This is a genomic window from Pseudomonas sp. R25(2017) (assembly GCF_002112565.1).
Lineage (GTDB): Bacteria > Pseudomonadota > Gammaproteobacteria > Pseudomonadales > Pseudomonadaceae > Aquipseudomonas > Aquipseudomonas ekonensis.
The window spans coordinates 173,882-197,545 of sequence record NZ_NEHZ01000005.1; the positions used below are offsets into that span (position 1 = coordinate 173,882).

The following is a 23,664-nucleotide window of genomic DNA, read 5'->3' on the forward strand; positions in this document are numbered from 1 at the left end:
TTACTCCTTCGCCTCGTTGCGGCCCACGTGGAACGCCGTGACGGCTGCGGCGAGCAGCAGCATCGAGGCGAGTTCGACCACCAGCAGGTACGGGCCGAACAGGCTGATGCCCACGGCTTTCGCGTCCACGGTGGTTTGGCCGATGGCCTGGCCGCTCTGGTGAGCGAACAGGACATACAGCAGTTCGGCCAGCAGCAGCGCGGCGAGGATCACCGGCCCCGCCCAGATGCCGGGCCGCAGCCAGGCGCGTTCCTGCTGAACCGAGGCCGGGCCCAGGTTCAGCATCATCACCACGAACACGAACAGCACCATGATGGCGCCGGCGTAGGCGATCACTTCCAGCACACCGGCGAACGGCGCGCCGAGGGCGAAGAACGTCATGGCCACGGCGATCAGCGAAATGATCAGGTAGAGCAGGGCGTGCACAGGGTTGGTGTTGGTGACCACGCGAAGCGTGGAGACAACCGCGATACCCGATGCGAAATAGAAAGCGAATTCCATCGTTCTTCCTTAAGGCAGCAAGCTCTTCACGTTGATCGGCTCGGCTTCGTTCTGTGCGGCGCCTTTCGGCTTGCCCGCAACGGCCATACCTGCAACACGATAGAAGTTGTAATCAGGGTTTTTGCCGGGGCCGGAGATCAGAAGGTCTTCTTTCTCGTACACCAGGTCCTGACGTTTGAACTCGGCCATCTCGAAATCTGGGGTCAGCTGGATCGCGGTGGTCGGGCAGGCTTCCTCGCAGAGGCCGCAGAAGATGCAGCGCGAGAAGTTGATGCGGAAGAAGTCCGGGTACCAGCGACCGTCTTCCGTTTCGGCTTTCTGCAGCGAGATGCAACCGACCGGGCAGGCCACGGCGCACAGGTTGCATGCCACGCAGCGCTCCTGGCCGTCGGGGTCGCGGGTCAGCACGATGCGGCCACGGTAGCGCGGCGGCAGGTAGACCGGCTCTTCCGGGTATTGCAGGGTGTCGCGCTTGCGGAAGCCATGACCGAAGATCATGACCAGGCTGCGCAACTGGGTACCGGTACCCTTAATGATGTCGCCAATATATTTGAACATGGGTCAAGTCCTCACTGAACCGCGACTGCAGGCGTGTTCCACAACACGATCGCAGCGGTCACCAGCAAATTGATCAGGGTCAGTGGCAGGCAGAATTTCCAGCTGAAGTCCATCACCTGGTCATAGCGCGGGCGCGGGATCGAGGCGCGCAGCAGAATGAACAGCATGATGAAGAACGCGGTCTTGAGTGCGAACCAGACGAAGGACAGTTGCGGCAGGATGCCGAACGGGCCGTGCCAGCCGCCGAAGAACAGCGTGACCAGCAGCGCCGAGATCAGGATGATGCCGATGTACTCACCGACGAAGAACATGCCCCATTTCATGCCGGCGTATTCGATGTGGTAGCCGTCGGCCAGTTCCTGTTCCGCTTCCGGCTGGTCGAACGGGTGACGGTGAGTCACGGCCACGCCAGCGATGAAGAAGGTGCAGAAGCCGAAGAACTGCGGAATGATGAACCACAGGTTCTGCGCCTGGTACTCGACGATGTCGCGCATGTTGAACGAGCCGACCTGCACCACGATGCCCATCAGGGCCAGGCCCATGAACACTTCGTAGGACACGGTCTGGGCCGAGGCGCGCAAGCTGCCCAGGAGGGCGAACTTGTTGTTGCTCGACCAGCCGGCGAACAGCACTGCGTACACCGACAGACCGGCCATGGCGAAGAAGAACAGCAGGCCGATGTTCAGGTCTGCCACGCCCCAGGTCGGGGTGATCGGGATGATCGCGAAGGCGATCAGCAGGGCGCTCATGGCCACCACCGGCGCCAAGGTGAAGATCACCTTGTCGGCGAACGGCGGCGTCCAGTCTTCCTTGAAGAACATCTTCAGCATGTCGGCGGCGATCTGGAACATGCCGAACGGGCCGACACGGTTCGGACCGTAACGGTCCTGCCACCAGCCCAGCAGGCGACGCTCGACGAAGCTGAGCAGCGCCCCGCAGACCACCACGGCCAGCAGGACGACGACCGCTTTGATGACCGTCAGGATCACATCGATCACTTCAGGGGTGAACCAGGTCATTGCGCTGCCTCCTGCAGACCGTCGACGGAAACGCCGGCGAACGCCGGAGGAATGCCGGCGATGCCCGCAGGCAGCGCCACCAGGCCTGCGCCCAGCTCTTCATTGATGCGCAGCGGCAGGCGCAGGCTGACGCCGGCGACGTTCAGGCTCAGCATCGCGCCGTCGTTGACGCCCAAACGGTCGGCCTCGGACTTGGCCAGCGCGACGTAGGCGGCCGGAATGCGCTCCTGCACCGGGGCGGCCTTGGAAGAGTTCTCTTCGCTGCCGAACAGGTGATGGAACGGCACGGCTTGCCAGGTGCCCTGGGCCGGGTTGAACGCGCGCGGAACGCTGGCGAACCAGTTCAGCGCATCGCCGGTGCTTTCGATCAGGCGGGTGCCCGGATCGCCGGCGCGCAGATGGCCGCCGACCTCGTCCTGGAACTTGTTCCAGGCCTGCGGCGAGTTCCAGCCCGGCGACCAGGCGAACGGCACTTGCGAGCGCGGTTCGGCGGAGCCCGAGTAGCCTTCCATGGAGAAGGCGAACGCGGTGTCCTTGTCTTGCGGGGTGCGCGGTTCGTGAACGCTGATGTTGGCGCGCATCGCGGTGCGGCCGGAGTAGCGCAGCGGCTCACGGGCCAGCTTCAGGCCCTTGATGCGGAACGCGGCGGACGGTGCGGCGTCGACGATGCCGGCCAGTTGCGCGGTGCTGGAAGCGACGGCAGCGGTGACCTGGTCGAGCTGGGTCCAGTCGATCGACCGGTTCAGCAGGGTGGCGCGCAGGGCGTGCAGCCAGCGCCAGCCTTCGTGCACCAGGATGCCTGCGTCCATGTATTGCGGGTCGAAGACCTGGAAGAAGCGCTGGGCGCGGCCTTCCTGGCTGACCAGGGTGCCGTCGCCTTCGGCGAAGCTCGCCGCCGGCAGCACCAGGTGGGCGCGGTCGCTGGTGGCGGTCTTCTGATGGTCGGCGACGATCACCACTTTCGCGGCGTTCAGCGCGGCATCGACCTTGGCCTGGGCGGTGCGGGTGTACAGGTCGTTTTCCAGCACGACGATGGCGTCCGCACGGCCGTCGATCACGGCTTGCAGCGCGGCATCGACCGATTCGCCGCCGAGCATGGCCAGGCCGAGGCTGTTGGCCTCAGGCACGACCAGGCTGATGGAACCGTTCTTCTCGCGCAGCTTCAGGGCCTTGGCGATGTTTGCGGCCGCTTCGATCAGCGCCTTGGAGCCCAGCGAAGTGCCGGCGATGATCAGCGGACGCTTGGCCGCGAGCAGGGCGTCGGCGATGCGCTTGGCCAGTTGCAGCGCTTCGGCGTCCAGGCCTTCGACGGCCGGGGCGCTGGCGTCCAGGGCGTGGGCGACGGCGAAGCCGATGCGGGCCAGGTCGTCGGGAGCGGCGTGCACGCACTCTTCGGCGACGTCATCGAGCTTGGTCTCGGCCAGGCTGGCGATGAACAGCGGGTTCAGCGCGTGCTGACCGATGTTCTTCACTGCGGCGTCGAGCCAAGGCTGGACGCGCATGGCTTCGGCCATGTCTTCGGCCTTGCCCTTGACCGACTGGCGCAGGGCCAGGGCCATGCGGGCGGCGGTCTGGGTCAGGTCTTCGCCGAGGACGAACACGGCGTCGTGGTCTTCGATGTCGCGCATCGTCGGAACCGGCAGCGGGCTGTCCTTGAGCACTTGCAGCACCAGGCGGATGCGCTCCAGCTCGGAGGCTTCGATGCCGCTGTAGAAGTGCTCGGCGCCGACCAGCTCACGCAGCGCGTAGTTGCTTTCCAGGCTGGCGCGCGGCGAGCCGATGCCGACGATGTTGCGGCCGCGCAGCAGGTCGGCGGCCTTGTCCAGCGCGTCGTCCAGGCTGAGCTTGGTGCCGTCGGCCAGCAGCGGCTGGCGCGGGCGGTCGGTGCGGTTGACGTAGCCGTAGCCGAAACGGCCGCGGTCGCACAGGAAGTACTGGTTCACCGAACCGTTGTAGCGGTTCTCGATGCGACGCAGTTCGCCGTAGCGCTCGCCCGGGGAGATGTTGCAGCCGCTGGAGCAGCCATGGCAGATGCTCGGGGCGAACTGCATGTCCCATTTGCGGTTGTAGCGCTCGGAGTGGGTCTTGTCGGTGAACACACCGGTCGGGCAGACCTCGGTGAGGTTGCCGGAGAACTCGCTTTCCAGGGTGCCGTCTTCGACGCGGCCGAAGTACACGTTGTCGTGGGCGCCGTATACGCCCAGGTCAGTGCCGCCGGCGTAGTCCTTGTAGAAGCGCACGCAGCGGTAGCAGGCGATGCAGCGGTTCATCTCGTGGGAGATGAACGGGCCCAGGTCCTGGTTCTGGTGGGTGCGTTTGGTGAAGCGATAACGGCGCTCGTTGTGGCCGGTCATCACAGTCATGTCTTGCAGGTGGCAGTGACCGCCTTCCTCGCACACAGGGCAGTCGTGCGGGTGGTTGGTCATCAGCCATTCGACGACGCTGGCGCGGAACGCCTTGGATTCTTCATCGTCGATGGAGATCCAGGTGTTGTCGGTGGCAGGGGTCATGCAGGACATGACGATGCGACCGCGGGTGTCGTTCTCGTCGGTGTACTGCTTGACTGCGCACTGGCGGCAGGCCCCGACGCTACCGAGCGCGGGGTGCCAGCAGAAATAAGGGATGTCGAGGCCCAGCGACAGACATGCCTGTAACAGGTTGTCTGCCCCGTCGACTTCGAGCGCTTTGCCGTCTACGTGGATAGTGGCCATGGTTCAAAGGTCTTCGTTGGCCCGGTGTCAGCGGGCGTGGCTAATGGAATCTTGTTGTCCGTCCGAATCCAACCAGCCCCGAAAGGCGTCATCGGACGCAAGGCGAAGGGCACGGACCCTTCGCCTCTCTTTAAGCGTTTACGCGCCGACGGTGATCGGCTTCGCCAGAGGCGGGACGGCGGCGCTTGCAGGCGCGATGCCGGCCTCGAACTCCGGGCGGAAATATTTGATCGCGCTGCCCAGCGGCTCCACGGCACCCGGTGCGTGAGCACAGAAGGTCTTGCCCGGGCCGAGGAAACCCACCAGACCCAGCAGGGTCTCGATGTCGCCTGGCTGGCCCTGACCCTTCTCGAGGGCCATCAGCAGCTTCACGCTCCATGGCAGGCCGTCGCGGCAAGGGGTGCAGAAACCGCAGGACTCGCGGGCGAAGAACTGCTCCATGTTGCGCAGCAGGGACACCATGTTGATGCTGTCGTCCACGGCCATGGCCAGGCCGGTGCCCATACGGGTGCCCACCTTGGCGATGCCGCCGGCGTACATCTGCGCATCGAGGTGCTCCGGCAGCAGGAAGCCGGTGCCGGCGCCGCCCGGCTGCCAGGCCTTGAGCTTGTAGCCGTCGCGCATGCCGCCGGCGTAGTCCTCGAACAGCTCGCGGGCGGTCACGCCGAACGGCAGTTCCCACAGGCCTGGGTTCTTGACCTTGCCGGAGAAGCCCATGAGCTTGGTGCCCATGTCTTCGCTGCCGTCGCGGGCCAACGATTTGTACCAGTCCACGCCGTCGGCGATGATCGCCGGCACGTTGCACAGGGTCTCGACGTTGTTCACGCAGGTCGGCTTGCCCCACACGCCGACGGCGGCAGGGAAGGGCGGCTTGGAGCGCGGGTTGGCGCGGCGGCCTTCCAGGGAGTTGATCAGCGCGGTCTCTTCACCGCAGATGTAACGCCCGGCGCCGGTGTGGACGAACAGCTCGAAATCGAAGCCGCTGCCCAGTATGTTCTTGCCCAGCAGGCCGGCGGCCTTGGCTTCTTCCACTGCACGGTTCAGGTGCTTGGCGGCGGTGGTGTACTCGCCGCGCAGGAAGATGTAGCCACGGTAGGTCTTCAGCGCGCGGGCGCTGATGAGCATGCCTTCGATCAGCAGATGGGGCAGTTGCTCCATCAGCATGCGGTCCTTCCAGGTGTTGGGCTCCATTTCGTCCGCGTTGCACAGCAGGTAGCGGATGTCGATGGATTCGTCCTTCGGCATCAGGCCCCACTTCACGCCGGTGGGGAAGCCTGCGCCGCCGCGGCCCTTGAGGCCGGAGTCCTTCACGGTCTGGACGATGTCGTCCTGGCTCATGTCGGCGAAGGCCTTGCGGGCGGCGGCATAGCCGTTCTTGGCCTGGTACTCGTCGAGCCAGACGGGCTCGCCGTCGTCGCGCAGGCGCCAGGTCAGCGGGTGGGTCTCGGCCGAACGCTGGATGCGGTTGGCAGGACCGAAAGAAGTCAGGGTCATACGTAGCCCTCGAGCAGTTTGGCGACGCCGGCAGGCTGTACGTCGCCAAAGGTGTCGTCGTCGATCATCAGCGCCGGCGCCTTGTCGCAGTTGCCCAGGCAGCAGACCGGCAGCAGGGTGAAGCGGCCGTCGGCGGTGGTCTGGCCGAGGCCGATGCCCAGTTCGCTCTGGATCTGGCTGACGACGGACTCGTGGCCGCCGATGTAGCAGACCATGCTGTCGCAGACGCGGATGATGTGGCGGCCCACCGGCTGGCGGAAGATCTGGCTGTAGAACGTGGCCACGCCTTCGACGTCGCTGGCGGGGATGCCGAGGACTTCGCCGATGGCGTACACGGCGCCGTCCGGCACCCAGCCGCGTGCCTTCTGCACGATCTTCAGGGCTTCGATCGACGCCGCGCGCGGGTCTTCGTAGTGGTGCATCTCGTGCTCGATGGCCGAGCGCTCGGCTTCACTCAAGGTGAAGCGGTCAGTCTGGATAAGCGTGCTGTTCATGCTTAGCGGTCCACGTCGGCCATAACGAAGTCGATACTACCCAGGTACGCGATCAGGTCCGCGACCATGCTGCCTTTGATCACCGAAGGGATCTGCTGCAGGTGGGCGAAGCTCGGAGTGCGGATCCGGGTACGGTAGCTCATGGTGCCGCCGTCGCTCGTCAGGTAATAACTGTTGATGCCCTTGGTCGCTTCGATCATCTGGAAGGATTCGTTGGCCGGCATGACCGGGCCCCACGAAACCTGCAGGAAGTGCGTGATCAGGGTTTCGATGTGCTGCAGCGTGCGCTCTTTGGGCGGCGGCGTGGTCAGCGGGTGGTCCGCCTTGTACGGGCCTTCCGGCATGTTGCGCAGGCACTGGTCGATGATGCGCACGCTCTGGCGCATCTCTTCCACGCGCACCATGCAGCGGTCGTAGGCGTCGCCGTTGGCGGCCAGCGGTACGTCGAACTCGAAGTTCTCGTAGCCGGAGTACGGGCGCGCTTTACGCAGGTCGAAGTCGCAACCGGTGGAGCGCAGGCCGGCACCGGTGACGCCCCATTCCAGGGCCTCTTTGGTGTTGTACTGGGCGACGCCGATGGTACGGCCCTTGAGGATGCTGTTCTGCAGGGCGGCCTTGGTGTATTCGTCGAGGCGCTTGGGCAGCCACTCGACGAAGTCGCGCACCAGTTTGTCCCAGCCGCGCGGCAGGTCGTGGGCGACGCCGCCGATGCGGTACCAGGCCGGGTGCAGACGGAAGCCGGTGATGGCCTCGATCACGGTGTAGGCGCGCTGGCGGTCGGTGAAGGTAAAGAACACCGGGGTCATCGCGCCGACGTCCTGGATGTAGGTGCCCAGGAACAGCAGGTGGCTGGTGATCCGGAAGAACTCGGCCATCATGATGCGGATGACGTCGACCTTCTCCGGCACCTTGATGCCGGCCAGCTTCTCGACCGACAGCACGTACGGCAGGTTGTTCATCACGCCGCCGAGGTAGTCGATGCGGTCGGTGTACGGGATGTAGCTGTGCCAGGACTGGCGCTCGCCCATCTTCTCGGCGCCACGGTGGTGGTAGCCGATGTCCGGCACGCAGTCGACGATCTCTTCGCCGTCCAGCTGCAGGATGATGCGGAACGCACCGTGGGCCGACGGGTGGTTCGGGCCGAGGTTGAGGAACATGTAGTCCTCGTTCGGGCCGGAGCGCTTCATGCCCCAGTCTTCAGGACGGAAGCGCGCGGCCTCTTCCTCAAGCTGCTGCTTGGCCAGGTTCAGGCTGAACGGATCGAACTCGGTGGCGCGGGCAGGGAAGTCCTTGCGCAGCGGGTGACCTTCCCAGGTCGGCGGCATCATGATGCGCGACAGGTGAGGGTGGCCTTTGAAGTCGATGCCGTACATGTCCCAGACTTCGCGCTCGTACCAGTTGGCGTTCGGCCAGATGCCGGTGACGCTTGGCAGGCTGAGGTCGCTCTCGGACAAGGCGACTTTGATCATCACGTCACTATTACGCTCCAGCGACATGAGATGGTAGAACACGGTGAATTCGGCGCCGTCCGGCAGCCCTTGACGCTTGGTGCGCAGACGCTCGTCCACGCCGTGCAGGTCATAGAGCATGACGTACGGCTTGGGCAGGTTGCGCAGGAAGGTCAGGACTTCGACGAGCTTGGCGCGGGCCACCCACAGCACCGGCATGCCGGTGCGGGTCGGCTGGGCGGTGAAGGCCTCGGCGCCAAAGCGGTTGTTCAGTTCGACGACCACATCCTGGTCGTCTGCCTTGTAAGGCGGGATGTACAGAGCACTGCCTGTAGTCATGGTTATTTTTTCGCTTTCGGTCAACGTAAAGAATGAAGCCAGCTTCTCGTTTCTATGGCAGAACAGATCTGGATCAGACTTCGTCAGGGCTGCGCAGGTTGGTTACCTGAATGCGCTGTTCGCGGCGCTGTTCCTTTTGCGAAGGCATGTCGGCGCGATAGACGCCTTGATCGCCAACGACCCAGGAAAGTGGGCGACGCTCCTGGCCAATCGATTCCTGCAGCAGCATCAGGCCTTGCAGGAACGCTTCTGGACGGGGCGGGCAGCCAGGCACGTAAACGTCCACCGGCAGGAACTTGTCCACCCCTTGGACCACGGAGTAGATGTCGTACATGCCACCGGAGTTTGCGCACGAACCCATGGAGATAACCCACTTCGGCTCGAGCATTTGCTCGTAGAGACGCTGGATGATCGGCGCCATCTTGATGAAGCAGGTACCGGCGATAACCATGAAGTCCGCCTGACGCGGTGATGCCCGGATGACTTCGGCGCCGAAGCGGGCGATGTCGTGGGGCGCCGTGAAGGCGGTGGTCATTTCCACGTAGCAGCACGACAGGCCGAAGTTGTACGGCCACAGGGAGTTCTTACGTCCCCAGTTGACCGCGCCGCTCAACACGTCTTCCAGCTTGCCCATGAAAATGTTTTTGTGGACCTGATCCTCTAACGGATCGGCGACGGTTTCCCGTTTGCCGATCGGGTACTGCTCGTTAGGCGCATCGGGGTCGATTCGGGTGAGATTGTATTGCATTGCCAAAGCCTCATTGTTTCAGCTTCGCCTGCCGCTTACGACGAGCTTCCGGAGCCCAGTCAAGGGCGCCCACTCGAAATAGGTAGACAAGACCTGCCAACAGAATTGCTATGAAAACGAGAGCTTCGACGAATCCGGTCCAGCCGCTTTCGCGGACGGACACAGACCATGCAAAGAGAAAGAGGGCTTCGATATCGAAGATCACGAACAGCATCGCGACCAGATAGAATTTGGCTGAGAGCCGCAAGCGGGCGCCACCGGTGGGCAGCATGCCGGACTCGAACGGTTCGTTTTTGCTGCGACCCCAGGCTTTTGACCCGAGGAGGCTGGATACGCCGAGCATGAAGGCGCACAGGCCGACGACACCCAGAAGGAAAATGGCAAAGCCCCAGTTGTGGGCCATGAGTCCGGTCGCTTCGGGCATGCTGGTAATCCTTAACAGAGAGCAAAGGTCTCTGAGCTTGATAAAGAAATAAGGCAGTGACGATATGTCGCAGCAATCAATCGCGCTGATTTTATGGCTAAACACCCTGCAAGTAAAATTCCTATAGCGAAATTATTTATTGGAATAAGGACATAGCGCGCCTCGAATGCCCCGCAGCCCGCGGGTTTCGGGCATTAGCCGGGATTGCGTCAATGATGTTTTGTGAGGAATGTAACGAACATAGTTGCGGCTAAATGATAATTAATATCGTTTGGAGTGGGTTTGTTACTTTTTAGCGGTGCGGCAGTTGGGAAGTTGTCTTATATCTGCGTTACTGCAAGTAGCGGCGGCGCCCGTTTTAGCCGGTTTTTCTGCTGCCGGCACTGCGCTGGATCAAGGTTTGCGCGAAGACTTTGCGGGAGGGGTTGGCCTCGGCAGGCGCCATCGCCAGCAGGCTGGCTCCCGCGGCGATCTCGGTTGGCCCCGGAACCGATGGCGTTCGTTGAATAACGGGCAAAAAAACGCCCCGAACCAGTCGGGGCGTCAGTGGTGCGGCTTGGCGGTTAGCTTTCTGTACGATCCGCCAGGGCCGTTCGCTCAGGCGAAGTCGATCAGTGGAACTGCTCTTCTTCGGTCGAACCGGTCAGCGCGGTCACGGACGAGGTGCCGCCCTGGATCACGGTGGTCATGTCGTCGAAGTAGCCGGTGCCCACTTCCTGCTGGTGAGCCACGAAGGTGTAGCCCTTGGCGGCGTCGGCGAATTCCTGCTCCTGCAGCTTCACGTAGGCGGTCATGTCGTTGCGGGCGTAGTCGTGCGCCAGGTTGAACATGCTGTGCCACATGTTGTGGATGCCGGCCAGGGTGATGAACTGGTGCTTGTAGCCCATGGCGGACAGTTCGCGCTGGAACTTGGCGATGGTCGCGTCGTCCAGGTTTTTCTTCCAGTTGAAGGAAGGCGAGCAGTTGTACGACAGCAGTTGGTCCGGGTATTCCTTCTTGATCGCTTCGGCGAAGCGACGGGCCTCTTCCAGGTCCGGTTTAGCGGTTTCGCACCAGATCAGGTCGGCGTACGGCGCGTAGGCCAGGCCGCGGGCGATGGCTTGATCCAGGCCGGCGCGAACCTTGTAGAAGCCTTCCTGGGTGCGCTCGCCGGTCACGAACGGCTGGTCGTACGGGTCGCAGTCCGAAGTCAGCAGGTCGGCGGCGTTGGCGTCGGTGCGGGCCAGGATGATGGTCGGGGTGCCGGCGACGTCGGCGGCCAGACGGGCAGCGACGAGCTTCTGCACGGCTTCCTGGGTCGGAACCAGTACCTTGCCGCCCATGTGGCCGCATTTCTTCACGGAAGCCAGCTGGTCTTCGAAGTGAACGCCGGCGGCGCCTGCCTCGATCATGCTCTTCATCAGCTCGTAGGCGTTCAGAACGCCGCCGAAACCGGCTTCGGCGTCAGCCACGATCGGTGCGAAGTAGTCGATGTAGCCGTCGTCGCCCGGGTTCTTGCCGGCTTTCCACTGGATCTGGTCGGCGCGGCGGAAGGCGTTGTTGATGCGCTTGACCACGGTCGGCACCGAGTCCACCGGGTACAGCGACTGGTCAGGGTACATCGATTCGGCGGAGTTGTTGTCCGCAGCCACTTGCCAGCCGGACAGGTAGATCGCCTGGATGCCGGCCTTGACTTGTTGCACAGCCTGGCCGCCGGTCAGGGCGCCCATGCAGTTGACGAAATCTTTCTCAGGACGGAAGGCCGGCTTGGCACCCTGGGTCACCAGGTTCCACAGCTTCTCGGCGCCCATTTTCGCGAAGGTGTGCTCAGGTTGGACCGAGCCACGCAGGCGGACGACGTCAGCGGCGGAGTAAGTGCGAGTCACGCCTTTCCAGCGCGGGTTTTCAGCCCAGTCTTTTTCAAGGGCTGCAATTTGCTGTTCGCGTGTCAGTGCCATGGAGATAAACCTCGTCGCGTCTTTATGAAAAGTTGTTCTGCGGTGGAAAATTCCTGCGCTCGCTGACCAGAGATCCGGGTGGTCAAGTCGGGTTCGGCGGGATGGCGACGGGATGAACGACGGGCTCGAGGGGAAAGTGAGCAGGTAAAGGCGAACTGGCGGGCGCAGTCGGGGCGTCGTGGGCCTTTTCTGCGGGCTGCAGCGTGATGCCGGGTTACCTAAAAACGCTTCCGTCCCTCGGGACAACTTCGTTCCAGTCGCAACCTCGTCAAACACACCTTGTGGGCGGTACAGACACGAAACGGTTCGCGGGGTAGGTGCGAACATCGCTTCGAAGGCCCTTGCCAGGGCCTCTGATTAGCGGGAGCGAGGCCATCATGCCTTCGCTTTTTTGGCCCGTCAAACGTTTTGTAGTGCTTTTTTTCAAGCACTACATCTTTCGTCTAATACGACTGTGCGGTCAGTTTTCGGGGCTTCAGTCCAGGCTGTCGACTTTCACCCGCAAGGTCATGTCATCCCGGCCCTGAGTCGAGTAGCTGCGGGTCAGGCCCTGTTTGTCGGCCTGGGTCTGGCGATTCACGCCCGCCAGGGTGATCCACTCCCCGAGGCGTCCGGTGACGGTTGTGTCGGTGCTTTGCACGTTCACTACATCGGGACGTTCCTGGCTCATACGGTCACGGTTGGTACTGATGGCCAGATGAACGATGTCGCCGGTGACGCTGGCGGTGACGTAGAAACCCTGGGTGACGTTACGGTATTGGGTCTGGCTGCTGTAGCCGCCCCAGGAGTCGCTCTGGCTGCTGGTGATCGGCACGCTCTGGCCGACCTGGATCAGCGCCGGCATGCCTTCGCTGGCCTGCACCTGCTGGACGCCGCCGTCGCGGCTGGCGGTGCTGCGGCTGATGATGCGGGTCTGGTTCGGTTGGGCGCCGTTGACCGAGTAGCCTTCGTCGCCGCGGCCGTTGTTCTCGTTGGTGTCGACGGTGATCAGCAGGCGCTTGGGGGCGGTGTCGAGTTGCGTCAGCAGATCCTTGAGTTCCTGGATCTTGCCGGGTTCGGCCTTGACGATCAGTTGGTTGCCGTAGGCGCTGACCTGGCCGTCCTTGCCCATCAAGTCCTGCGCCATGGGCAGCATGTCGGCGCTGGTGCGGTACTTGAGGGGCACGATTTCTGTGGCTGCCATCGCCGACAGGCTGCAGCCGAGCAGCAGGGTGGCGAGCAGGGTGCGTAGGGACATGTCCGTTATCTCCGCTTTCGAAAGGCTTGATATTGCCACTTTGTCGGCCCGGGGTGGGGCAAGTTGAATCCCGGGCGGCAAAACGCCCCGGCATCGGCAGATGGCGGGGCGTTTTGGGTGTTCTTGCCGGCCTTGTCGCCAGCAGGCTGGCTCCCGCAAGGTTTGCTCTGCGGAAGCTGGCCTGGTGGTGATGGGCTCAAGCCGAATGGCGGACCATGTCGACATGGGGAATCCCGGCCTCGAGGAACTCCTCGCTGACCAGGTTGAACCCCAGACGCTCGTAGAACGGCGTCGCCTGCACCTGGGCGCTGAGCATCTGCTGCTTGAGCCCACGCGCTTCGGCTTCGGCGATCACCGCCTGCATCAGCGCATCGCCGACCTTCAGGCCGCGCCAGTCCTTGAGCACCGACACCCGGCCTATGTGCCCGTCGGGCAAAAGGCGGGCGGTGCCGATGGGGAAGTCGCCTTCGAACGCCAGGAAATGCACGGCGGTGGCGTCATCGGCGTCCCATTCCAGCTCCGGCGGCACCGATTGCTCAGCGATGAACACGGTTTCGCGGATGCGCCGGATCTCGGCGTTGTCCTTTTGCCAGTCTGCGACATGCACGCGAATCTTATTCATCGTCGGCGAACCCCAGGCTGCCTTGCTTGACCAGTTCGTACAGCAGGCCGCGGCCGTCCTCGTCGTCCATCCACTCGCCGAGGTTGTCGATGTGCAGCGCGTCGGCGGCGCAGATCATCTTCAGCAGCTCGCGCAGCTTGCCCGGCAGGTAACGGCTCTGGCCGCTGGCGAACAGCAGCAGGTCGTCGTCGACTTCGGACCAGGCCAGGCGGGCGCTCGGGTTGCGGATCAGCACCGCGCCGTCTTCCAGGGCGCCGAGGAAGTCGTCTTCCGCGACTTCTTCAAGGCCCACTACCAGTTCCGGGTAGCGCGGCTCGGTCATGTACTGGCCGAACCAGGTCAGCAGCAGGCGTTCATCGCCCATGTGCTCGGCCAGCAGGGACTTGAGGCGGTCGAGCGCGTCGTGCTGGATCTGGTGCGGATCGCTGACCGGCTTGGCGTCGGCGTCGGTGTAGCGCTCTTCGTCCGGCAGGAACTGGCTCAGGAAGTCGGTGAAGTGGGTCAGCACTTCGGCGGCGCTCGGCGCGCGGAAGCCGACCGAATAGGTCATGCAGTCGTCCACGGCGACGCCGCAGTGGGCCAGGCGCGGCGGCAGGTAGAGCATGTCGCCCGGTTCCAGCACCCACTCGTCGGTCTGTTCGAATTCGGCGAGGATGCGCAGATCCGCATGCTGCAGCAGCGGGCTCTCGGAGTCGCACATCTGGCCGATCTTCCAGTTGCGCTTGCCGTGGCCCTGCAGCAGGAACACGTCGTAGTTGTCGAAGTGCGGGCCGACGCTGCCGCCGGGGGCCGCGAAGCTGATCATCACGTCGTCGACGCGCCAGCTCGGCAGGAAGCGGAAGTTCTCCAGCAGTTCGCTGACTTCCGGCACGAACTGGTCGACCGCCTGCACCAGCAAGGTCCACTCGCGCTCAGGCAGCTTGGTGAACTCGTCCTCGGCGAACGGGCCGCGACGCAGCTCCCACGGACGCTCGCCGTGTTCGATGACCAGGCGCGATTCGACTTCTTCTTCGAGGGCCAGGCCGGCCAGCTCGTCAGGGTCGATCGGGCTTTCGAAGTCAGGCATCGCCTGACGGATCAGCAGCGGTTTTTTCTGCCAGTAGTCGCGCATGAACTCGCGCGCCGTGAGGCCGCCCAGAAGTTGAAGAGGAGTATCTGGATTCATATGTAACCTATTGAAAAAAAGCACTTTTCAGACGGGAATAAAAACGCCCGGCGCGGCCGGGCGTCTCAAACGGTTCAAGCGGTCGATCAGATGCGCTTGGCTTGCGCCACGGCGTTGCCGATGTAGCTGGCCGGCGTCAGGCGCTTGAGCTCGGCCTTTGCTTCGGCTGGCATGTCGAGACCGTCGATGAAGGTCTGCAGCGCTTCAGGGCTGATGCCCTTGCCGCGGGTCAGTTCCTTCAGTTTTTCGTACGGGTTCTCGATGTTGTAGCGGCGCATCACGGTCTGGACCGGTTCGGCCAGCACTTCCCAGCAGGCGTCCAGGTCTTCGGCGATCTTCTGCGCGTTCAGTTCCAGCTTGCTGATGCCTTTGAGGCTCGCTTCGTACGCGATCACGCTGTGGGCGAAGCCCACGCCGAGGTTGCGCAGCACGGTGGAGTCGGTCAGGTCACGCTGCCAGCGGGAGATCGGCAGTTTGCTCGCCAGGTGCTGGAACAGCGCGTTGGCGATGCCCAGGTTGCCTTCGGAGTTTTCGAAGTCGATCGGGTTGACCTTGTGCGGCATGGTCGACGAGCCGATTTCGCCGGCGATGGTGCGCTGCTTGAAGTAACCCAGGGAGATGTAGCCCCAGATGTCACGGTCGAAGTCGATCAGGATGGTGTTGAAGCGCGCAATGGCGTCGAACAGCTCGGCGATGTAGTCGTGCGGCTCGATCTGCGTGGTGTACGGGTTGAAGGCCAGGCCCAGCTCTTCTTCGATGAAGGCACGGGCATTGGCTTCCCAGTCGATCTGTGGGTAGGCCGACAGGTGGGCGTTGTAGTTGCCCACGGCGCCGTTGATCTTGCCCAGCAGCGGAACGGCGGCCACCTGAGCGATCTGGCGCTCCAGGCGGTAGACCACGTTCGCCAGCTCTTTGCCCAGGGTGGTCGGCGAGGCCGGCTGGCCGTGGGTGCGCGACAGCATCGGCACGTCGGCGAAACGCTGGGCCAGTTCGCGGATGGCGTTGGCGGTCTGGCGCATCAGCGGCAGCATCACGTCGTCACGGCCTTCGCGCAGCATCAGGGCGTGGGACAGGTTGTTGATGTCTTCGCTGGTGCAGGCGAAGTGGATGAATTCGCTGACCTTGGCCAGCTCCGGCAGCTTGGCCGCCTGCTCCTTGAGCAGGTATTCGATCGCCTTGACGTCGTGGTTGGTGGTGCGTTCGATCTCTTTGACGCGCTCGGCGTGCTCCAGCGAGAAGTTTTCGGCCAGTTCGTTCAGAACGGCGTTGGCCTCGGCGGAGAAGGCCGGCACTTCCGGGATGCCGGCGTGGGCGGCCAGGCGCTGGAGCCAGCGCACTTCGACCAGGACGCGGGCACGGATCAGGCCGTACTCGCTGAAAATAGGGCGCAGGGCCTGGGTTTTGCCGGCGTAGCGGCCGTCTACAGGGGAAACCGCAGTGAGCGAAGAGAGCTGCATGGGGTGTTCTCGGACAGTCGGGCAACGAAATGGGGCGCGTATCATACATGAAAAAGTCCGCCGATCCGTCACCAACTGACCGGCGTATTACGCGTTACAGACTACAAAGCAATTGTCGCGGGTCGGTTCACTCGCTGCGCATCAGCGTGTACAGCTCTTTGAGCAGCTTGCGGCGGCTGATCACCAGTTGCCAGCGGTGGCCGCCGAGCTGGCGCCAAAGGCGCGCCGAGCGGATGCCGGCCAGCAGCAGGGCGCGGATCTTCGAGGCGTTGCTCGGCTGCTGCAGGTTGCGCATGTCGCCGTGCACCTGGATCCGCTGGCGCAGGGTGCTCAGGGTGTCCTGGTACAGCGCGCCGCACGCGGCGATCACGTTTTCGTGGGCCGGGCCGAAATGCTCGACCTGGGACTGGATCTGCGGCAGGCGCTTGCCGATGGTGTCGAGCATGTCGTCGCGCTTGGCCAGTTGCCGCTCCAGGCCCAGCATCGACAGGGCGTAGCGCAACGGCTCGCGCTGCAGGGTGCTCGGGTCGCGTTCGAGGGCGCCGACCAGCGCGCGGTAGCCGTCGCGCAGGTTGATGTCGTCGCCGCCGTAGACGTCCAGCGTGTCCTTGGGGTCGCGCACCAGCAGGCTGCCGAGCATGCAGGTCAGGCCGGCCTCGTTGGTCTGGCCGGTCTTGGCGATCCGGTCGACCAGCACGGCGGCGAGAAACACGCCGCCCAACGCCGTCAGTTGTTCCTGGATCGGGCTCATGCCTGGCCGCTCCACGGCTCGGCGACTTCGATCACGCCGCCGCCGAGGCAGACCTCGCCGTCGTAGAACACCACCGACTGGCCCGGCGTGACGGCGCGCTGCGGCTCGTCGAACACGGCGCGGTAGCCGGTGGCGGTCTGCTCGAGGGTGCAGGCCTGGTCGTTCTGGCGGTAGCGCACCTTGGCGGTCAGGCGGCGCGGCTGGTTCAGGTCGATAGGGTTGACCCAGTAGATCTCGGAAGCGAGCAGGGCGCCGGAGAACAGCCACGGATGGTTGTTGCCCTGGCCGACGATCAGTTCGTTGTGCTCCAGGTCCTTGCGCAGCACGTACCACGGCTCGTCGCCGGCGTCCTTCAGGCCGCCGATGCCCAGGCCCTGGCGCTGGCCGATGGTGTGGTACATCAGACCGTGGTGACGGCCGATGACCTCGCCTTCGGTGGTCTTGATCTCGCCGGGCTGCGCCGGCAGGTACTGCTTGAGGAAGTCGCTGAAGCGGCGCTCGCCGATGAAGCAGATCCCGGTGGAGTCCTTCTTCTTGGCGGTGGCCAGTTCGTACTTCTCTGCGATGGCGCGAACTTCGGGCTTTTCCAGTTCGCCGACCGGGAACAGGGTCTTGGCGATCTGTTCGCCGCCGACGGCGTGCAGGAAGTAGCTTTGGTCCTTGTTCGGATCCAGGCCCTTGAGCAGTTCGGTGCGGCCGTCGATGTCGCGGCGGCGCACGTAGTGACCGGTGGCGATCAGGTCGGCGCCCAGGCTCATGGCGTAGTCCAGGAATGCCTTGAACTTGATTTCGCGGTTGCACAGGATGTCCGGGTTCGGCGTGCGGCCGGCCTTGTATTCGGCCAGGAAGTGCTCGAACACGTTGTCCCAGTACTCGGCGGCGAAGTTGGCGGTGTGCAGCTTGATGCCGATCTTGTCGCACACGGCCTGGGCGTCCGCCAGGTCGTCCATGGCGGTGCAGTACTCGGTTCCGTCGTCTTCTTCCCAGTTCTTCATGAACAGGCCTTCCACCTCAAAGCCCTGCTCGATCAGCAGGAGAGCGGAAACGGAAGAGTCCACGCCGCCGGACATGCCGACAATGACGCGCTTCTTGGATGTGTCAGAAGGGGCTGGATCACGCATAGGGATTCAATGAGTGTCTTGAAAAAGGACGCGATTCTAACAGGCTCACGGCCTCAAGGCTAAAGGGAAGGGCGGATCAGTTCGAGGCCGAAGCGATTGCCGGCCAGGTAATCGTCGATGCAGCGGATGATCAGTTCGCTGCGCCAGTGATCGCGCTGCTCCAATAATTCGTCGCGGGTCAGCCACTTGGCGCCGACGATGCCGTCGTCCAGTTGATAGTCCGGGTGGTATTTGACGGCCTTGGCGCTGAAGCACACGCGCTGGTAGGTCACGCCGTTGCTGGGAGCGGTGTACAGATAAATGCCGATGACGCCGGTGGGCTCGACGTCCCAGCCGGTTTCCTCAAGGGTTTCGCGCACGGCGGCCTCGATCAGGGTCTCGTCCGGATCCAGATGGCCGGCGGGCTGGTTGAGCACGTTGCGGCCGGCCTTGTGCTCTTCGACCATCAGGAAGCGGCCGTTGTCCTCGACGATGGTGGCGACGGTGATGTGGGGTTGCCAGTCCATGAACCTTCCTCAATTCCCAAAACTTGAAACACTATCCCTGTGGGAGCTGGCTTGCCAGCGATAGCGGTGGGCCAGTCACCATGATTGTTGGCTGATCGGCCGTCATCGCTGGCAAGCCAGCTCCCACAAGGGTTTGTGTCGTCTTCAGAAACGCAAACCCCGGCACTTGGCCGGGGTTTGTGATGTTGCCTTTACTGCCTTACACCAGCGCAGCGATGGCCGCGTTGAGCGTGGCGCTCGGGCGCATGGCCTTGCTGATCAGCTCGGCGTCGGCGTGGTAGTAGCCGCCGATGTCCACTGGCTTGCCCTGAACGGCGTTGAGCTCGGCGACGATGGTCGCTTCGTTCTCGGTCAGGGTCTTGGCCAGCGGCGCGAACTGCGCTTGCAGCGCGGCGTCTTCGGTCTGGGCGGCCAGGGCCTGGGCCCAGTACAGCGCCAGGTAGAAGTGGCTGCCGCGGTTGTCGATGTTGCCGACCTTGCGCGATGGCGACTTGTTGTTGTCCAGGAACTGGCCGGTGGCCTGGTCCAGGGTCTTGGCCAGCACCAGCGCTTTCGGGTTGCCGTAGTTCACGCCCAGGTGTTCCAGGGACGCGGCCAGGGCCAGGAATTCACCCAGCGAGTCCCAGCGCAGGAAGTTCTCTTCGACCAGTTGCTGCACGTGCTTCGGAGCCGAACCGCCGGCGCCGGTCTCGAACAGGCCACCGCCGTTCATCAGCGGCACGATCGACAGCATCTTGGCGCTGGTGCCCAGTTCCATGATCGGGAACAGGTCGGTCAGGTAGTCACGCAGTACGTTGCCGGTCACCGAAATGGTGTCCTTGCCTTCGCGGGTGCGCTGCAGGGTGGCCTTCATCGCCTCGACCGGGGCCATGATCTGGATGTCCAGGCCGGCGGTGTCGTGGTCTTTCAGGTAGGCCTGGACCTTCTCGATCACCACGCCGTCGTGGGCGCGCATCGGGTCCAGCCAGAAAATGGCCGGGGTGCTGCTTGCGCGGGCACGGTTGACGGCCAGCTTGACCCAATCCTGGATCGGCGCGTCCTTGGTCTGGCACATGCGGAAGATGTCGCCGGCTTCGACAGCCTGTTCCATCAGCAGGGTGCCCTTGCTGTCGGTCACGCGGACGACGCCGTCGGCCTTGATCTGGAAGGTCTTGTCGTGGGAGCCGTACTCTTCGGCCTTCTTGGCCATCAGGCCGACGTTCGGCACGCTGCCCATGGTGGTCGGATCGAAGGCGCCGTTGGCTTTGCAGTCTTCGATCACGGCCTGGTAGATGGTCGCGTAGCAGCGATCCGGGATCACGGCCTTGGTGTCGTGCAGTTGGCCGTCGGTGCCCCACATCTTGCCGGAGTCACGGATCATGGCCGGCATCGAGGCGTCGACGATCACGTCGCTCGGCACGTGCAGGTTGGTGATGCCCTTGTCGGAGTTGACCATCGCCAACGCTGGACGAACGGCGTAGACCGCCTGGATGTCGGCTTCGATGGCGGCTTGCTGCTCGGCCGGCAGGGTCTTGATGCGGGCGTACAGGTCGCCGATGCCGTTGTTCAGGTTGAAGCCGATCTGCGCCAGCACGTCGGCGTGCTTGGCCAGGGCATCTTTGTAGAACTCGGCAACGATCTGGCCGAACATGATCGGGTCGGAGACCTTCATCATGGTGGCTTTCAGGTGAACCGACAGCAGTACGCCTTGGGCCTTGGCGCTTTCGATTTCGGCGGCGATGAAGGCGCGCAGAGCGTTTTTGCTCATCACGGCGCAATCGAGGATCTCGCCGGCCTGAACGCTGGTTTTTTCTTTCAGGACGGTGGCGGTGCCGTCCTTGGCGATCAGTTCGATCTTCACCGCGTCGGCGGCTTCGATCAGGGCAGCCTTCTCGCTGCCGTAGAAGTCACCGGCGCTCATGTGGGCGACGTGGGACTTGGAGTCCTTGGCCCAGGCGCCCATCTTGTGCGGGTGCTTGCGCGCGTAGTTCTTGACCGACAGCGGAGCGCGGCGGTCGGAGTTGCCTTCACGCAGAACCGGGTTCACGGCGCTGCCCTTGACCTTGTCGTAACGGGCCTTGGCGTCTTTTTCGGCGTCGGTGGCCGGGGTTTCCGAGTAGTCCGGCAGGTTGTAGCCCTGGGCCTGCAGCTCTTTGATGGCGGCCTGCAGTTGCGGTACCGAAGCGCTGATGTTCGGCAGCTTGATGATGTTGGCTTCAGGCGTGACCGCCAGTTCGCCCAGTTCGGCAAGGTGGTCGGCTACGGCTTTGTCGCCCAGTTGCTCGGGGAAGCTGGCCAGGATGCGTGCTGCAAGAGAGATATCGCGGGTTTCCACGGCGATATCGGCCGAAGCGGTGTAGGCCTCGATGATCGGCAGCAGGGAGTAGGTGGCGAGGGCTGGAGCTTCGTCGGTGAAGGTATAGATGATCTTCGAGCGGGTGGGCATATTCGGATTAACTCTCTCTTCTTTGCTAAAGCGTGCGCAGAAACTCGAGGGGCGCCGGGTAAGCGCGTTCGTTCAAAGTCATCCATGAACCGAGTGTCGAGGTTTCTTCGCGGTGATGTTGGGTGCATCAGTAGAGCGTCATGCGGTCAGGCTGCGGTATCAGCCCGGCCAAATCAGGCGGAAAGTCTCGTCGTAGAGAGGCCAGCCGTCGTGACCCTGTGGTCAGCGGGCGGCATTATACATAGGTAGCTGGCAATCTGCCGATGGTTCATATGCAACGATTCTCGTCCATTGGTCTAAAGGTCGCAGGGCAGCGGCGGGCGGCAAGTTGCCGGCAATGCTTGAGATTGGCGCTTTTCCCTTTGCTTTCAGGCTTGTAGGAAGCGGGATGGGCCCGTGCCCGGAACAGAGGGTTTGCGTGTTGATTCAAGTGGGTTACGCTCGGACGAAGCCAGATGTTCAATCCAATGAGTGGAGTTCAGCATGGGTTACAAGAAGATTCAGGTTCCGGCCGTCGGCGACAAAATCACCGTCAATGCAGACCATTCTCTCAATGTCCCTGATAACCCGATCATTCCCTTCATCGAAGGCGACGGCATTGGCGTCGACGTCAGTCCGGTGATGATCAAAGTGGTGGATGCTGCCGTGGCCAAGGCCTACGGAGGCAAGCGCAAGATTTCCTGGATGGAGGTCTACGCCGGCGAAAAAGCGACCCAGGTCTATGACCAGGACACCTGGCTGCCTCAGGAAACCCTGGACGCCGTGAAGGATTACGTCGTCTCCATCAAGGGCCCGCTGACCACCCCGGTCGGCGGCGGTATCCGCTCCCTCAACGTCGCCCTGCGCCAGCAGCTCGACCTGTATGTCTGCCTGCGGCCGGTGGTGTGGTTCGACGGCGTGCCGAGCCCGGTGAAAAAGCCAGGCGACGTCGACATGGTCATCTTCCGCGAGAACTCCGAGGACATCTACGCCGGCATCGAGTGGAAGGCCGGTTCCCCGGAGGCCACCAAGGTCATCAAGTTCCTGAAAGAGGAAATGGGTGTCACCAAGATCCGCTTCGACCAGGATTGCGGCATCGGCATCAAGCCCGTCTCCAAGGAAGGCACCAAGCGCCTGGTGCGCAAGGCCCTGCAGTACGTGGTGGACAACGACCGCAAGTCGCTGACCATCGTGCACAAGGGCAACATCATGAAATTCACCGAAGGCGCCTTCAAGGACTGGGGCTATGAGGTGGCGAAGGAAGAGTTCGGCGCCGAGCTGCTGGACGGTGGCCCGTGGATGAAGTTCAAGAACCCGAAGACCGGCCGCGAAGTCATCGTCAAGGACGCCATCGCCGACGCCATGCTCCAGCAGATCCTGCTGCGTCCGGCCGAGTACGACGTGATCGCCACGCTGAACCTCAACGGTGACTACCTCTCCGATGCCCTGGCGGCGGAAGTGGGCGGCATCGGCATTGCGCCGGGCGCCAACCTGTCCGACACCGTGGCCATGTTCGAGGCCACCCACGGCACGGCGCCCAAGTACGCCGGCAAGGATCAGGTCAACCCGGGCTCGGTGATCCTCTCGGCCGAGATGATGCTGCGCCACCTGGGCTGGACCGAGGCAGCCGACCTGATCATCAAGGGCACCAACGGCGCGATCAAGGCCAAGACCGTGACCTACGACTTCGAACGCCTGATGGAAGGCGCGAAGCTGGTGTCGTCTTCGGGCTTCGGCGAGGCGCTGATCTCGCACATGTAAGCGAATCCGCCGCAATGCAAACCGCCCGGTTCGATGATTCGAACCGGGCGGTTTCGTTTAGGGCGGCAGGTGCGCTCGGATCAGTGGGCGACCGTCTGCGCCTGGCCGGCGGCCGCTGTGCGTTCTTTGGTGGCGTCGGTAGTCGTGATCTTGACGGCATGCAGGCCTTTTGGCCCTTGTACGATCTCGAAGTTGACGAGCTGCCCGGCCTTGAGGGTCTTGTAGCCATCCATCTCGATGGCGGAGTAGTGGGCAAAAAAGTCGATTTCCTTGCCGTCCTCGTCCCGGCCTTCGCGGGCGTCGGTGTTGATGAAGCCGAATCCCTTGGCATTGTTGAACCATTTCACCTTGCCGACAGCCATGCTCAAATCCCTCTGCAACAGACTCCAACGCTGGAGTATCATCCGATTCATCCGCAGTCGAATTCGTTTGCGAACAGGACTCCGCGGATCTTTTTTACCCACCGTGGGTTCTATTGGTTGTAACACCGTTTTCCCGATAGTCAAGGTGACCGGGCAATCGGAGTTGAAAACGCGTGCAGCCGCCCCCACCACTGTATTTGCACAACTGACGAACCTTTCTTTCCATGCATGCAATCAGCCAGATTCGACTAACATTCAATCAGGATCGCCCTGATTTACACGACGACGATTCAGCGGGCATTGCTGTTCAGGAAGCAAAGCCTGCATTGCAGGCGCCGCCGATGTACAAGGTGGTTTTGTTCAATGATGACTACACACCGATGGATTTCGTCGTCGAAGTGCTCGAGGTGTTTTTTAACCTGAATCGCGAGCTGGCGACCAAGGTCATGCTGGCCGTCCATACAGAAGGGCGGGCAGTATGTGGAGTGTTTACCCGCGACATCGCCGAGACAAAGGCCATGCAGGTCAACCAGTACGCCAGGGAAAGCCAGCATCCGCTACTCTGTGAAATCGAGAAGGACGGTTAATCGCCGACCATTTGGGTA

The 23,664-nt window shown here is 63.0% G+C and carries 21 protein-coding genes; 2 read left to right on the plus strand and 19 right to left on the minus strand.

Annotated elements, in window-relative coordinates; all coding sequences use genetic code 11:
- The 18 genes from nuoJ to CAG31_RS08450 all read right to left on the minus strand — a co-directional run bounded on the left by nuoJ (position 1) and on the right by CAG31_RS08450 (position 20,957).
- Positions 1-501 (minus strand): NADH-quinone oxidoreductase subunit J, encoded by a 501-nt coding sequence (gene nuoJ, locus CAG31_RS08365; protein WP_085579789.1) that lies wholly within the window; start codon positions 499-501, stop codon positions 1-3.
- Between the two features lie 9 nt (positions 502-510).
- Entirely contained in the window at positions 511-1,059 is a 549-nt protein-coding gene (gene nuoI / locus CAG31_RS08370; RefSeq protein ID WP_085579791.1) for an NADH-quinone oxidoreductase subunit NuoI, read from the minus strand.
- Positions 1,060-1,070: 11 nt separating this feature from the next.
- Complete coding sequence (nuoH, locus tag CAG31_RS08375) at positions 1,071-2,078, minus strand: NADH-quinone oxidoreductase subunit NuoH (RefSeq protein WP_085579793.1); 1,008 nt, start codon at positions 2,076-2,078, stop codon at positions 1,071-1,073.
- On the minus strand, positions 2,075-4,789 hold the full coding sequence (nuoG, locus tag CAG31_RS08380) for an NADH-quinone oxidoreductase subunit NuoG (RefSeq protein ID WP_085579795.1): 2,715 nt from the start codon (positions 4,787-4,789) through the stop codon (positions 2,075-2,077). The genes nuoH and nuoG overlap by 4 nt, the downstream gene beginning before the upstream one ends.
- A 138-nt stretch (positions 4,790-4,927) precedes the next feature.
- Positions 4,928-6,283 carry an NADH-quinone oxidoreductase subunit NuoF gene (nuoF, locus tag CAG31_RS08385; RefSeq protein ID WP_085579797.1) on the minus strand — a complete coding sequence of 452 codons (1,356 nt, stop codon included), beginning with the start codon at positions 6,281-6,283 and terminating at the stop codon, positions 4,928-4,930.
- Entirely contained in the window at positions 6,280-6,777 is a 498-nt protein-coding gene (gene nuoE / locus CAG31_RS08390; protein WP_085579799.1) for an NADH-quinone oxidoreductase subunit NuoE, read from the minus strand. Before nuoE ends, nuoF begins: the two co-directional genes overlap by 4 nt.
- Positions 6,778-6,779: 2 nt before the next feature.
- The gene (nuoC, locus tag CAG31_RS08395) at positions 6,780-8,564 is read right to left on the minus strand and encodes an NADH-quinone oxidoreductase subunit C/D (protein ID WP_085579801.1); all 1,785 of its coding nucleotides are present in this window, start codon (positions 8,562-8,564) and stop codon (positions 6,780-6,782) included.
- Positions 8,565-8,637: 73 nt separating this feature from the next.
- Positions 8,638-9,312, minus strand: a complete 675-nt coding sequence (locus CAG31_RS08400) for an NADH-quinone oxidoreductase subunit B family protein (RefSeq protein WP_085579803.1) — start codon at positions 9,310-9,312, stop codon at positions 8,638-8,640.
- A 10-nt stretch (positions 9,313-9,322) separates the two neighbouring features.
- Positions 9,323-9,736 (minus strand): NADH-quinone oxidoreductase subunit A, encoded by a 414-nt coding sequence (locus CAG31_RS08405; protein WP_003223812.1) that lies wholly within the window; start codon positions 9,734-9,736, stop codon positions 9,323-9,325.
- Positions 9,737-10,347: 611 nt separating this feature from the next.
- Positions 10,348-11,673, minus strand: coding sequence for an isocitrate lyase (gene aceA / locus CAG31_RS08410; RefSeq protein ID WP_085579805.1), 1,326 nt, complete (start codon positions 11,671-11,673; stop codon positions 10,348-10,350).
- A 475-nt stretch (positions 11,674-12,148) separates the two neighbouring features.
- Complete coding sequence (locus CAG31_RS08415; protein WP_085579807.1) at positions 12,149-12,910, minus strand: secretin N-terminal domain-containing protein; 762 nt, start codon at positions 12,908-12,910, stop codon at positions 12,149-12,151.
- 196 nt (positions 12,911-13,106) lie between these two features.
- A complete protein-coding gene (locus CAG31_RS08420) occupies positions 13,107-13,532 on the minus strand; it encodes a GNAT family N-acetyltransferase (protein ID WP_085579809.1) in 426 nt (141 codons plus the stop codon).
- The gene (locus tag CAG31_RS08425; RefSeq protein ID WP_085579811.1) at positions 13,525-14,697 is read right to left on the minus strand and encodes a cupin domain-containing protein; all 1,173 of its coding nucleotides are present in this window, start codon (positions 14,695-14,697) and stop codon (positions 13,525-13,527) included. The genes CAG31_RS08420 and CAG31_RS08425 overlap by 8 nt, the downstream gene beginning before the upstream one ends.
- Positions 14,698-14,783: 86 nt before the next feature.
- Entirely contained in the window at positions 14,784-16,154 is a 1,371-nt protein-coding gene (gene purB, locus CAG31_RS08430) for an adenylosuccinate lyase (protein WP_085579813.1), read from the minus strand.
- A gap of 127 nt (positions 16,155-16,281) precedes the next feature.
- A complete protein-coding gene (gene hflD, locus CAG31_RS08435) occupies positions 16,282-16,905 on the minus strand; it encodes a high frequency lysogenization protein HflD (protein ID WP_085579815.1) in 624 nt (207 codons plus the stop codon).
- A complete protein-coding gene (gene mnmA / locus CAG31_RS08440; RefSeq protein ID WP_085579818.1) occupies positions 16,902-18,026 on the minus strand; it encodes a tRNA 2-thiouridine(34) synthase MnmA in 1,125 nt (374 codons plus the stop codon). Before mnmA ends, hflD begins: the two co-directional genes overlap by 4 nt.
- Before the next feature lie 59 nt (positions 18,027-18,085).
- The gene (locus CAG31_RS08445) at positions 18,086-18,532 is read right to left on the minus strand and encodes an NUDIX hydrolase (RefSeq protein WP_085579820.1); all 447 of its coding nucleotides are present in this window, start codon (positions 18,530-18,532) and stop codon (positions 18,086-18,088) included.
- Positions 18,533-18,731: 199 nt separating this feature from the next.
- A complete protein-coding gene (locus CAG31_RS08450) occupies positions 18,732-20,957 on the minus strand; it encodes an NADP-dependent isocitrate dehydrogenase (RefSeq protein WP_085579822.1) in 2,226 nt (741 codons plus the stop codon).
- 483 nt (positions 20,958-21,440) lie between these two features.
- Here CAG31_RS08450 and icd point away from each other — a divergent pair, with 483 nt between their 5' ends.
- Entirely contained in the window at positions 21,441-22,697 is a 1,257-nt protein-coding gene (gene icd, locus CAG31_RS08460; protein ID WP_085579824.1) for an NADP-dependent isocitrate dehydrogenase, read from the plus strand.
- Between the two features lie 80 nt (positions 22,698-22,777).
- Here the strand turns inward: icd and CAG31_RS08465 are convergent, their stop codons facing one another.
- Complete coding sequence (locus tag CAG31_RS08465) at positions 22,778-23,059, minus strand: cold shock domain-containing protein (protein ID WP_085579826.1); 282 nt, start codon at positions 23,057-23,059, stop codon at positions 22,778-22,780.
- 224 nt (positions 23,060-23,283) lie between these two features.
- Between CAG31_RS08465 and clpS the strand changes: the two genes are divergently transcribed.
- Positions 23,284-23,646 (plus strand): ATP-dependent Clp protease adapter ClpS, encoded by a 363-nt coding sequence (gene clpS, locus CAG31_RS08470; protein ID WP_015094394.1) that lies wholly within the window; start codon positions 23,284-23,286, stop codon positions 23,644-23,646.
- Positions 23,647-23,664 lie beyond the last annotated feature (18 nt).

Coding starts and splice junctions, on each gene's coding strand:
- CAG31_RS08400 (WP_085579803.1), bottom strand. CDS start 9,312: ATGCAATACAATCTCACCCGAATCGACCCCGATGCGCCTAACGAGCAG.
- nuoE (WP_085579799.1), bottom strand. CDS start 6,777: ATGAACAGCACGCTTATCCAGACTGACCGCTTCACCTTGAGTGAAGCC.
- CAG31_RS08405 (WP_003223812.1), bottom strand. CDS start 9,736: ATGCCCGAAGCGACCGGACTCATGGCCCACAACTGGGGCTTTGCCATT.
- CAG31_RS08420 (WP_085579809.1), bottom strand. CDS start 13,532: ATGAATAAGATTCGCGTGCATGTCGCAGACTGGCAAAAGGACAACGCC.
- CAG31_RS08425 (WP_085579811.1), bottom strand. CDS start 14,697: ATGAATCCAGATACTCCTCTTCAACTTCTGGGCGGCCTCACGGCGCGC.
- clpS (WP_015094394.1), top strand. CDS start 23,284: ATGCATGCAATCAGCCAGATTCGACTAACATTCAATCAGGATCGCCCT.
- CAG31_RS08450 (WP_085579822.1), bottom strand. CDS start 20,957: ATGCCCACCCGCTCGAAGATCATCTATACCTTCACCGACGAAGCTCCA.
- CAG31_RS08415 (WP_085579807.1), bottom strand. CDS start 12,910: ATGTCCCTACGCACCCTGCTCGCCACCCTGCTGCTCGGCTGCAGCCTG.
- CAG31_RS08445 (WP_085579820.1), bottom strand. CDS start 18,532: ATGGACTGGCAACCCCACATCACCGTCGCCACCATCGTCGAGGACAAC.
- CAG31_RS08465 (WP_085579826.1), bottom strand. CDS start 23,059: ATGGCTGTCGGCAAGGTGAAATGGTTCAACAATGCCAAGGGATTCGGC.
- aceA (WP_085579805.1), bottom strand. CDS start 11,673: ATGGCACTGACACGCGAACAGCAAATTGCAGCCCTTGAAAAAGACTGG.
- nuoC (WP_085579801.1), bottom strand. CDS start 8,564: ATGACTACAGGCAGTGCTCTGTACATCCCGCCTTACAAGGCAGACGAC.
- nuoH (WP_085579793.1), bottom strand. CDS start 2,078: ATGACCTGGTTCACCCCTGAAGTGATCGATGTGATCCTGACGGTCATC.
- nuoF (WP_085579797.1), bottom strand. CDS start 6,283: ATGACCCTGACTTCTTTCGGTCCTGCCAACCGCATCCAGCGTTCGGCC.
- nuoG (WP_085579795.1), bottom strand. CDS start 4,789: ATGGCCACTATCCACGTAGACGGCAAAGCGCTCGAAGTCGACGGGGCA.
- nuoJ (WP_085579789.1), bottom strand. CDS start 501: ATGGAATTCGCTTTCTATTTCGCATCGGGTATCGCGGTTGTCTCCACG.
- hflD (WP_085579815.1), bottom strand. CDS start 16,905: ATGAGCCCGATCCAGGAACAACTGACGGCGTTGGGCGGCGTGTTTCTC.
- nuoI (WP_085579791.1), bottom strand. CDS start 1,059: ATGTTCAAATATATTGGCGACATCATTAAGGGTACCGGTACCCAGTTG.
- icd (WP_085579824.1), top strand. CDS start 21,441: ATGGGTTACAAGAAGATTCAGGTTCCGGCCGTCGGCGACAAAATCACC.
- mnmA (WP_085579818.1), bottom strand. CDS start 18,026: ATGCGTGATCCAGCCCCTTCTGACACATCCAAGAAGCGCGTCATTGTC.
- purB (WP_085579813.1), bottom strand. CDS start 16,154: ATGCAGCTCTCTTCGCTCACTGCGGTTTCCCCTGTAGACGGCCGCTAC.